This is a genomic window from Candidatus Avelusimicrobium stercoris (assembly GCF_002437085.1).
Taxonomy (GTDB): Bacteria; Elusimicrobiota; Elusimicrobia; order Elusimicrobiales; family Elusimicrobiaceae; genus Avelusimicrobium; species Avelusimicrobium stercoris.
Map to the genome: position 1 here is coordinate 1 of NZ_DJOA01000049.1, position 10,348 is coordinate 10,348.

General features: G+C 48.2%; 9 protein-coding genes, 1 tRNA gene and 1 pseudogene. 7 read left to right on the plus strand and 4 right to left on the minus strand.

Annotation, left to right across the window (positions count from 1 at the left end; genetic code table 11):
* The 4 genes from B2118_RS07205 to B2118_RS07220 all read left to right on the plus strand — a co-directional run.
* A partial coding sequence (locus B2118_RS07205) for a hypothetical protein (protein ID WP_428054598.1) occupies nt 1–180 on the plus strand: 180 nt, incomplete at its 5' end.
* A 422-nt stretch (nt 181–602) separates the two neighbouring features.
* Complete coding sequence (locus tag B2118_RS07210) at nt 603–1,670, plus strand: toxin-antitoxin system YwqK family antitoxin (protein ID WP_428054600.1); 1,068 nt, start codon at nt 603–605, stop codon at nt 1,668–1,670.
* On the plus strand, nt 1,667–2,632 hold the full coding sequence (gene ispE, locus B2118_RS07215; protein ID WP_428054602.1) for a 4-(cytidine 5'-diphospho)-2-C-methyl-D-erythritol kinase: 966 nt from the start codon (nt 1,667–1,669) through the stop codon (nt 2,630–2,632). Before B2118_RS07210 ends, ispE begins: the two co-directional genes overlap by 4 nt.
* Nucleotides 2,589–2,870 carry a SpoVG family protein gene (locus B2118_RS07220; RefSeq protein ID WP_428054604.1) on the plus strand — a complete coding sequence of 94 codons (282 nt, stop codon included), beginning with the start codon at nt 2,589–2,591 and terminating at the stop codon, nt 2,868–2,870. Before ispE ends, B2118_RS07220 begins: the two co-directional genes overlap by 44 nt.
* A 173-nt stretch (nt 2,871–3,043) precedes the next feature.
* On the opposite strand, the pseudogene B2118_RS07225 reads toward B2118_RS07220, so the two are convergent.
* Nucleotides 3,044–3,232: pseudogene (locus tag B2118_RS07225) on the minus strand (nitroreductase family protein); the annotation flags it as partial.
* A 427-nt stretch (nt 3,233–3,659) separates the two neighbouring features.
* Here B2118_RS07225 and B2118_RS07230 point away from each other — a divergent pair.
* The gene (locus tag B2118_RS07230) at nt 3,660–4,121 is read left to right on the plus strand and encodes a type IV pilin protein (protein WP_428054606.1); all 462 of its coding nucleotides are present in this window, start codon (nt 3,660–3,662) and stop codon (nt 4,119–4,121) included.
* Nucleotides 4,122–4,156: 35 nt separating this feature from the next.
* On the opposite strand, the gene B2118_RS07235 is transcribed toward B2118_RS07230, so the two are convergent.
* Complete coding sequence (locus tag B2118_RS07235; RefSeq protein ID WP_428054608.1) at nt 4,157–6,811, minus strand: 4-alpha-glucanotransferase; 2,655 nt, start codon at nt 6,809–6,811, stop codon at nt 4,157–4,159.
* A gap of 3 nt (nt 6,812–6,814) precedes the next feature.
* Nucleotides 6,815–8,137: an MFS transporter gene (locus B2118_RS07240; RefSeq protein WP_428054610.1), complete on the minus strand. Its 1,323-nt coding sequence runs from the start codon at nt 8,135–8,137 to the stop codon at nt 6,815–6,817.
* Between the two features lie 139 nt (nt 8,138–8,276).
* Here B2118_RS07240 and B2118_RS07245 point away from each other — a divergent pair, with 139 nt between their 5' ends.
* Together B2118_RS07245 and B2118_RS07250 are read left to right on the plus strand one after the other, a co-directional pair.
* Complete coding sequence (locus B2118_RS07245) at nt 8,277–9,476, plus strand: sigma-70 family RNA polymerase sigma factor (protein WP_428054612.1); 1,200 nt, start codon at nt 8,277–8,279, stop codon at nt 9,474–9,476.
* Nucleotides 9,477–9,485: 9 nt separating this feature from the next.
* Nucleotides 9,486–9,559, plus strand: a tRNA-Arg gene (locus tag B2118_RS07250).
* A gap of 171 nt (nt 9,560–9,730) precedes the next feature.
* On the opposite strand, the gene B2118_RS07255 is transcribed toward B2118_RS07250, so the two are convergent.
* A complete protein-coding gene (locus tag B2118_RS07255; RefSeq protein ID WP_428054614.1) occupies nt 9,731–10,234 on the minus strand; it encodes a type IV pilin protein in 504 nt (167 codons plus the stop codon).
* Between the last annotated feature and the right edge of the window lie 114 nt (nt 10,235–10,348).

Sequence of the window (10,348 nt, forward strand, 5' to 3'; positions counted from 1 at the left end):
AAACGAGTCAAGCCTTTTTTGGGCCCAGACGAAAAAACTCTTTTATACGGCCCTTTTAGGGCCTTTAACGACCAATCAAAAAAACGACGCAGAGCCATACTTTGTTTGTCTTCCCCGAAAGTAGCCGGCGCGGAGCGCTCGGGGATGACAGCAAAAAGAAATACAACAAAGTCGTTATAAAAATAAAAGTCATCCTGAATTGCCACCCTTACCGCTAGGCGGCACCCCGTAAAGTTTTTGTACGGGGTCCATTAATAGGGTTCAGGATCTACCGATTGTGTTGTTAGTTTTTTCTGTTGTTTTTAACAACCCATAAGGTAGATTCTGAAACAAGTTCAGAATGACCTCTTTTTTCATAAAGTCGTCATTCCCGAAGTTAGCCGGCGCGGAGCGCTCGGGAATCTGTTGCTTGTCGTGCCGTCATCCTGGAAAGTCGTAGTCCAGGATCTGTCGTTATTAAAAGATTCCCAAACCCTAGCACTCCGCCCACCACCCGGGATGACTTAATAGGCAAGCAACAATTACCTCTTTCCCTTTATTAAAAAAGTAACACCGCCGCATAAATTTGTAAAATAAGGGCAAATCCCTTGGGGGAACCTTATATGAAAGAAAAAATTATTTGCGTATCCACGCCAACCGCGCGCACCTATTACAAAGCCACCCCGCTGGCCAAAGAATTTTTGGATAAAGAACAAAACATCATCAACACCGCCGGCACCTTGCCCGACGGCGAAGTAACGGAACTGGCTGTATCGTCCGCAACCGTAAAGCATTTGGCCGGGGGCAAATTAAATGGCAAGTTTGAAGTTATCAACCTGACCGACAACTCCGTTACGTTTACCGAAGAATATAAGGACGGGCAACTCGTCAGCATTACGGAGCGCACGCACGCGCTGGCCGCCGGAAAACCCAAGGAAGAAAAACCGCACCACCACTATCCCGGCACGGTGCTGAAAACCAGCAAAGGAGCGAACTCCTTTTATATTAATGGCAAAGAGGTGGCCGAGGAAACCTTGTCCTCCAACGGCGCCACGCTGGAAATTTTAGGTACTATCCCCGACGGTGAAGTAAAAGAATTTAACGAAAACGGCCAAGTAAAAACCGAAGCGCATTACAAAAATAACAAACTCCACGGCCTTTTGACCCGCTACGAGGATGACGGCCGTCTGAGTTCGCGCGAGGAATATATTAACGGGATTTTACAAGGCCCGGCCGAATATTTCACCCCCATAAAAAACGATATGCTCCACACACGCTGCTCATACAAAAATTCCCAACTGGAAGGCGAGCGCACCGTTACGCAAAACGACGGCACCGTGCGCGAACGGGAAGCCTTTGTGCGCGGACACATTGAGGGCGCAAAAGAAACTTTTTACGCAAACGGCAACAAAGAAAGCGTAGAAAATTACACCGACGGGAAATTGAACGGCGAACGCTTGCTCTATTTCCCCTCCGGCGCGCTTTGGTACCGCGAGCATTACACTAACAACCGCTTGGACGGCGAACGCTTCGGCTATTTTGCCGACGGGAAAGTAAGATTAGAGGAATTTTACACCGACGGACTTTTGGAAGGCCGCCGCAATATTTACGCCGAAAACGGCGAACTTTTAACCACCGAGGAATACCACTGGGGTTCCTTGGTTCACAATACGGAGCGCAAACTAAAATGAAAATCACCCGCTTTTGCCCGGCCAAAGTAAATTTATTTTTGGAGGTTACCGGCAAACTTCCCAATGGCTACCACGAACTGGCCACGCTGTTTGCCAAAATTAATATCGGCGATACCTTAACGCTGGAAGCAGAACCCGCCGAAAAAACAAATATTTCGCTAACGCTGACGGGCCCGGTAGGCTCGTTGTTGCGCGCGGACGAAAGCAACCTTGTGTGGCGCGCCGCACAAGCCTTTTTAACGCATTACCAGTTAAACGCCAAAATCAAAATGACGCTTGATAAACACACCCCTACTGGGGCGGGGCTTGGCGGGGGCTCGTCCGATGCGGCGGGTGTACTGCTCGCCTTGTGCGAAATTTTTAAAAAGGATAAAAACGAACTCTTGGGCGTTGCCGCCAAACTGGGCGCAGACGTGCCGCTTTTTATGTACGAGGATACCTTTTTAAAGGGCGAGGGCATCGGCGAGAAATTAACCCCCGTTCCCGCGGGGGGCAAACTGCCCTTTTTGGTATTGGCCTACCCCAATACTATTGTGCCCACGAAGGGCGTTTTTGCGCGTCTGAAACTTCCACAAAAAAAAGAAATATTGACAAATGTTTCAAAATTAAGTAAATTAATAACATACATTAGATGTGCAAGTCCTTTGACCCTTTGGAAAGATTGTTTATTTAATCGGTTAGAGGAGTGCGTTGTTCCTTTTACAAACTCTGTACGAAATGTGCTGCTTGATTTGAGAAAAACAAATACAGATGCAATTTTGATGTCCGGTTCCGGCTCCACGGTTTTTGCTTTAGTTGAAACTGAAAAGGATGCAAAAAATTTGGTTAGCAAAATACAAAATAAGGAACGGATAGTTTTCTTTACGACATTTCATAGGAGTTTAAAAGATGAAAATAACGGAAGTCAGAATACATCTGATGGGAGAGGATCGCTTAAAGGCGTTTGCAAGTGTAACGTTTGACGATTCTTTCGTAGTTCGTAATATGAAAATTGTAGAAGGGACAAAAGGCGTGTTTCTTTGTATGCCTTCCCGGAAATTACCCGATGGAACCCACAAGGATATGGTTCACCCCATTAACCAAGAGTTTCGGGAATACTTGGAAGAAAATATATTGAAAGCCTACGAGGAAGAACTAAAAAACCAATCCGTAGGAAAAGCACAAGCCGAAAGTTCGGACTACAATAAAGACGTACAATAGGGTTCAGCACAGATTTTCCGTTATTCATCTCGCTTAAGCTGTGATGAAACAATTTACTTCCGGATGGTGAAATGGTATCACTACTGGTTTTGGTCCAGTCATTCTAGGTTCGAGTCCTAGTCCGGAAACTTTACAACCCCCGGGTAACCGGGGGTTTTTTATTGGATAAAATATTATTTTTCTACGCGTAAGCGCGACTGAGGCAAAAAGGTTTTCTCCACATCTTGGCCGACGGACACGCCAAACGGCATTTGCGCCAATAGTTTCCACGTTTTAGGGATATTAAAGGCCTGCTGTACAGCCTCATCCACCAGCGGATTATAATGCTGTAAACTCGCCCCAATTCCCGCCTGCGCAAGCGCCGCTTTTGAAGTATCTTAAAAAAATCCTGTACTGTTCCCATATTTTCCCCCCTTTTTATGAGGATAGCGTTTGATACGCCCCTTGTCAAAGCCGTATTTGGGTTAGAAAGACAACGCGGCAAAAAGATTGTTATAATAAAAAGGTCGCACGCAAGCCGCAAGGCCTGCAACAATTTAATTCTGTTTTTGGAACCAGGTGCAGAACCTGGTGCGCTGGCGAAAAACCGTCGGCACAAGTCTAGTCCAAAAGCAGTCGTTTTTAGGCACAACATATCTCAACTGATCCTTTGGATATGCTGTGCCGAGTGTTTATTGCCATCTTCGGATGGCAATAAACCACGGCTGTTTCTGTTTGGGTTACTAGACTTGGCTCAACGGAAGCAGCCGTTTTTAATGGCCTTTTTCCAAAAACAGGTAAGGAGAATATATGGAAAAAGGTTTTACATTAATAGAATTATTAGTAGTAGTGTTGATTATCGGCATTTTAGCCGCCGTCGCCCTGCCACAATATGAAATCGCCGTTGCCAAGGCACGGGCAACCGAAGGAATTACCGTTCTAAAAGCCATAACAGATGCACAAGAAGTTTTTCATTTAGCAAATGGGCACTATACCAACGATTTGCAAGATTTGGATATTTCGGTAGAGGATTCTTCTGTTTGGCATTTTTCGTGTAAAGAACAACGCACTTGCTTTGCCACCCCAAAACGAACAAACTTACCCGACTTTATTGAGTTTCATATGGTACAAGTCCCTGCTGGAAACCCAATAACACAATCGGGGAAACATTGGTGCCGCGCACACGAAACTAATCGTATCGGACAGCGTATTTGTAAAACATATGGGCAGGCTGACCCCACAATGGACGGAACTTATTTTCTCCTCAATTAACATACCAATCCCCCGGGGTAACCGGGGGATTTATTTTATCTGTTTGCGTCCGTAATTAATTGCTTGATTTTATCGTTAAAGGCCGTTTGGTCCAACAATTTTTCAAGCGTAAGGGGCATACGGTAACGCCAATAATGGCGCGGATTAGCGGGCACGTTAATACGCTCCGCTTCCGGGTCCGGCGCGCGCAGGGCTTCGTCCATAGCCGCCCAATCCTGGTACGAAATCAAGGCCAACATAGACGGACTATTTAAATGGAGCCGCACAATTTCCTCCGCCGTTTTCCCGTCCAGTTCCGCGGGGGCTTCGCCCGTTTTTCCCAACACCTCACGCCAAAAGCGCGCGGTATTTTCCGGGTTTTCCTTCCACCAGCCGCGCAGTACAGACATATCGTGCGTGGACGGCGTCGCCACCGACAGATACGGGTATTTTTTCGTATCGGCAAAGGTTTCGCCCAACCGCTTGGGCATACGCTCAATTTCCAAGGATAAAATTTGCAACTTGTTTAATACCTCTGGCACGCAGGCGGGAATCATCCCCAAGTCCTCCGCGCAGCATAGCATACGCGTGGCTTGTGTAATGGCCGGAAGTTTCTGCATCGCCTCGTGCTTCCAAAACTCGTTGTGGCGGTGGAAGAAATACTCGTTATACAACCGTGTAAAGGCCTGCTGTTCTCCCGCGGGCAAGGCGCGGTAGGCCTCGCTTGTCGGCGCGGAAATACGCGGGTGAAATTTGGACGGGTCCTTATGGTCCGGCACAAAAAGCACATTGTCCGCCAAGGCAAAAAGGCCTTCTTTTATCCGCAGGGCTTTTTCGTCCGTTTGGTTTGCAAAGGCCTGCTCCGTTTGGCGTTGGGTAGCATAAGCGGGCTTTAATTGGTAGGTTGCGTCAACTTGCATATCTAAATATTTTTTAGATACTTTTTCCGCCAAACCGCCAAACACTTCGCGCACCGTTTCCGCCGTAATGTGCGGGCGGGTAAATGAAGTATCAAACGGCAGGCCATACCCCTTTATTTCGTCCGCACTCATCGGCAACGCGGGCGAAAACTGGCCCAAAAGCCCCTGCACTGCGTGCAACGGGATTTGCCAAATGCGGAAGAAACCCAACACGTGGTCAATGCGGTATGCGTCAAAATATTGCGCCATATGGGCGAGGCGGCGCGTCCACCAGCGGTAGCCGTTTTGCGCCATTGCTTCCCAGTTGTAAGTAGGGAAACCCCAGTTTTGCCCGGTGGCGGAAAAATCATCCGGCGGAGCCCCGGCCTGCGCGTTTAGGTGGAAGAGTTGCGGCTCCGTCCACGCTTCGGCGCTGTTGGGAGAAATACCTATCGGAATATCCCCCTTTAAAATAAGCCCTTTTTGGCGGGCATACCGCACCGCTCCGGTCAGTTGGCAATGGAGCAAAAATTGCACATAATACCAAAAGCACACCGTGCCGTATTCCTTGGCGCCGGGTTTGCAAAAGGCCACCAACGCATCATACGAAAATCGGGCGTATTTCCCCCACTTGGAAAAATCCGCCGTTTTATAATGGTCCCGCAAGGTGCAAAACATTGCATACGCGGGCAGCCAATGCGTATTTTGCGCAAAAAATCGGCGGAACTGCGGCGTAGATAAAATTGTTTTTCCCTCGTTTAAAAAAGCCCGTTTTAAATATTCCAGTTTTAATTGCAGGGCTTTTTCGTAATTCACCTGCGGCAGTTCATTTATTTTTTTGCGTTCCTTTTCCAGCGATTTATTTCCGCCGGGCAACAGGCGCACATCTGCATACAACGGGTGAAACGCATACACGCTGACAGCGTTATACGGGTAAGAATCCTGCCAAGTGTGCGTAAGCGTGGTATCGTTAATAGGCAAAATTTGAATTACCTTTTGCCCCGTTTTCTGCGCCCAATCCGCCAATTTTTTTAAGTCGCCGAAATCGCCCACGCCGCAGCCGGTTTCGCTGCGCAAGGAAAACACGGGGATAACCACCCCCGCCGCCCGTACCGGGGCTTCCCCCGTAAAACAGGGGCGTAAATCTTGCCGTGCAAAGACTTCGCCGTCCTTTAACGAAGGATTATCCAAGGTGCGGTTAAAGCCGTCCTCCCACAACACCGCGCCGTTATGCTTTACAATAAACTTATATTCCGCCGGAAAAGTTTGCTCTTCGGCGTTTAGTGTTATCCCCCACTCGTTTAATTGCGTGCGCGTTAAGGGCAGGGCTTTATCCGGGTTCCAGTTGCCCAGTTGCGCCGTACTGCCGCAGAGGTACAAATCGCCGTTGCACGGGGACTGAACACGCAGTAAAAGCGTGCGTTTAAAAAGCGGCAAGGGCGTTTTCTCAACCGTCTGCGGGCGGAAGACTTCCGTTACCGCGGACGAATACAAATGCGCCTGTGCGGGCAATTCGCGCCAAGAGTCGTTTAAATAATAGGCCGAAGTCTGCGGCGAAACGGATAACGTCCGCTCCACCTTTTGCCACTCGCGGCGGACGGTTTTATCCCCCCGGCGCACCTCGTAATGGTACGCCATTACGGCGGGTTGTTTAAAAAGGAGCAAAATACTTCCCGTCCAAATTTTGCCGTCCTGCGTGGATAGCGGGATATTTATTTTGCGTTCGTTCGCGCCTGCGTGGGCACGGTACAACACGGCGTGGAGCGTTTCGCCCCACACCGTGTTATAAGACAAACGAAAGAAAATCTTCATAAGTTACTCCTGCGTTTGGCGGTCGTGCACACGCAAGGTAAACACCGCCGCGATGAATAAAAAGAGCCCGCCCACGCCCACGGCGGCAATCGCACTGCCACCCAAAACGTGCTTCATAAACGGGCCGAAGAAGAGGTTTACGCAAATCTGCGGAATCACGATAAAAAAGTTAAACACGCCCATATAAAACCCCATTTTGTCCGCCGGGAGCGCGTTGGAAAGCATTGCATACGGCATAGATAAAATACTGCTCCACGCAATACCGATGCACACCATCGGGAAAATAAGTCCCAGTTGCGTAAACTGTACCCCCACCAGCGTAAGCCCCAGGGCACCTAGGCCCAAGCCGCCCACCGTCAAGCAGGCAATGTGTATGGCCTTGGCGGAAAACTTGGTTGTCAGCCACAGCAAGGCGAACGCAAACACAAACGCCACACCGTTATAAATACCAAAGCAGGAACTGCCCCAGTTGGCGGCGGTTTCGTAAGCGGCCGTACCGGGCGCGGCGTGGAATACGCCCGAAGCGATACCCGGCGTAAAATACACCCACATTACCATAAAGGCCGCCCAGGTAAAAAACTGCACCACGGCCAAGCGGCGCATCGTAACGGGCATTGTGATAAACGCGCGGAACATTTCCCGCACGGTTTTAAACGGATTAAACGCTTGTTTTTTGAGGTTGTTAAATTCTTCCATATCGGCTGGCGGATATTCAGGCGTCGTTTTAATCGTAGCCAAAATCGCCACAATCAGCACCACGGCACCGATGTAAAAAGAATATTTAACCGTATTGGGAATATGCCCCAAGGGTGCTTCTGTACTTACGCCGCAAGCCGTTAAAATCTGCGGCAGAAAAGAGGCTATTACCGCCCCCGCGCCAATCATTACGCTCTGCATTGCATAACCCGTTTTGCGCTGGCCTTCCGGCAAGATATCACCCACAAACGCGCGGAACGGCTCCATACTCACATTGACCGATGTATCCAAAATCCACAACGCAATAACCGCCATCCAAATAGCCGAAGCCTGCGGCATTAAAAACAGCGCAAACATAGAGAAAATAGCCCCACCCAAAAAGTATGGGCGGCGGCGGCCCAAGCGGCACCAAGTGCGGTCGCTAAAATATCCCACCAGCGGCTGAACGAGCAGCCCGGTAACCGGGGCGGCCAACCACAGCATAGGGATTTGGTCCTCACTAGCGCCCAAACGCGAATAAATAGCGCTCATATTTCCCATTTGCAGGGCCCAGCCGAATTGGATTCCAAAGAAACCCAGGCACATAAACATTATTTGCAGAAAAGTTTTAGACGGTCTTTCCGTGGACATAATTCCTCCCGTAAAAATGGCATACTGCTTTTTTTATTATAACACTATTTTTCCCGTTCGCGTAGGAAAAACAATTTGCTACAACTATTTATAGGCAAAAATCTTTCGCGCCGTCAAAAAGTTTGATATTATATTGTATATGGAAAACGAGTCGCTTGACAGCGTAAATGAATATTTTAAGCATTTGGGCAAAATCACCCAAGAACTGGACCGGGACGAAATGAACCGGTTGTGGAAACTCGCCAAACAAGGCGACAAAGATGCTAAAAATAAAATTATGGAAATGAATTTGCGGTTGGTTATTCCGACGGCAAAGCGTTTCCAGCGCCCGGGTATGGACCTGATGGACTTAATTGAAGAAGGCAACCTGGGGCTTTTGCAAGCGATTGATAAATTTGAACCCGAAAAGGGTTACCGTTTTTCCACCTATGCCGTGTATTGGATTGAACAATACATCCGAAAATATATTGAGGAACAGTCCGGCTCTATCAAAATTCCGTCGCACGCTTGGGGAAATTTGAAAAAATGGTTCCGCGCGTGGAACGAATTAAAGGAAGCCAACGGACGCGATCCGTCCCTAAACGAAATGGCCGCGGAACTCAATTTGACCGCCCGGCAAGTAAAGTCCATTATGGACACGTTAAACGCCGCCAAGGGCGTGGATTCGCTTACGACCCTTATCCACGACGAGGACGAAACCACTCTGGAAGACTTAATCAGCGACGACGGCAAGGGCAATCCGCACGATGTGTTTTTGAAGAACGAAAACCAAAACAGCATCAAAAAAAGTATGGAGGATTTAAACGACCGCGACCGCCAAGTGCTTATTATGCGCTATGGATTGGATGACAACGAGCCCAAGACGTTGGGCGAAGTGGCGGAAATTTTGGGCTTGTCGCGCGAGCGGGTGCGCCAAATTGAAGAGCGCGCCGTAAACACCCTGCGCAAGGAAGCGTACAAAGCGGGCATTTTGGAACCCTCTACATTAGATTTACGCACGCGCAAACTGCATACGGCAATGCAACCGCGCTTAAAAACCAACATTTTGGGCCAAACGATAGACAAAAGTTCGTTAGCCAAACTGTTAAAACAGCGCGCCGCGCTGCTTGCCCAGCAAAAGGCAAACGAAGACAAAAAGTCTGCTGCCAAAAAGGCGGATAAAAAATCATCCGCTAAAAAAAGTACGGCAAAAACGACTGCTAAAAAAGCGTCCACGAAAAAAACTGCGTCCAAAGTATCCGCTAAAAAGGCCGTGGCAAAAGGAAAGGCCTCTGCCAAAGGTACACCCGCGGCAAAGGCTAAAAAGGCCGCTAAACGCGGTAAAAAACCCACTAAATAACTGTTTTACGCCCCCGTAGCTCAATTGGATAGAGCGGCTCCGTCCTAAGGAGAAGGTTGCGAGTTCAACTCCCGCCGGGGGTAGTTGTATTTACAAGGGCTTTCTAGCAATACAAACGGCTAAAAAGCCCTTTTTTATCGTCGTAAAACCGTAATTGTAATAAACAGAAATAACGGACCTGTAAAGCAGTAGAGTTGTCAGCAAAATGTCAGCATAAATCTCCGCCTTTGCGCCATTTCGTTGCTGGACATCACCTATTCAAATAAAGATTTCTTTACATAATCACACAAATAAGCAGTGCCTACACATTGAAAATTTTGGTTTGCCGAGTGCGGAAGCGGAGCCCAAAAAATCATTTTGGAATTAGTAGGCTCACAACTTGTTTGAGTAGAATTTTTAGGCGGGCAATAAAGCACTAAAAGCCGGCCCTCCAAATTATTATTTCCGTCCAAATTCCAGTTTGGGCATCTCCAAGCCGTTCCAGAACCGGATGCCGAGGGTACACAGTTGGGAAAGGAAATATCTAAGGCTTCCGGGTCTTTGGAATAAGTTCCATTGGCTAAATAATAAACTTCGGCGGCTTTTTTATAAGTAGAAATTTGTTGGATAAGTTCGCTTACGCGGGATTTTTCTACGGCTTTGGTGTATTGCGGCAGGGCGACGGCGGATAAAATGCCTATAATAAGCACAACTACTAAAAGTTCAATAAGTGTAAAACCTCCCGCCGCCGTGCGGCCAACATCAATAAATCCTTTCATTTTTTTCTCCTTGTTAAGGCCTTTATATTTGAGCAAAACGGCCTTTTATACGCGTTTTTATACACCAGGCACATCCGGGTACGTCCACCGCGATTTATAACTACTGCTCACAAT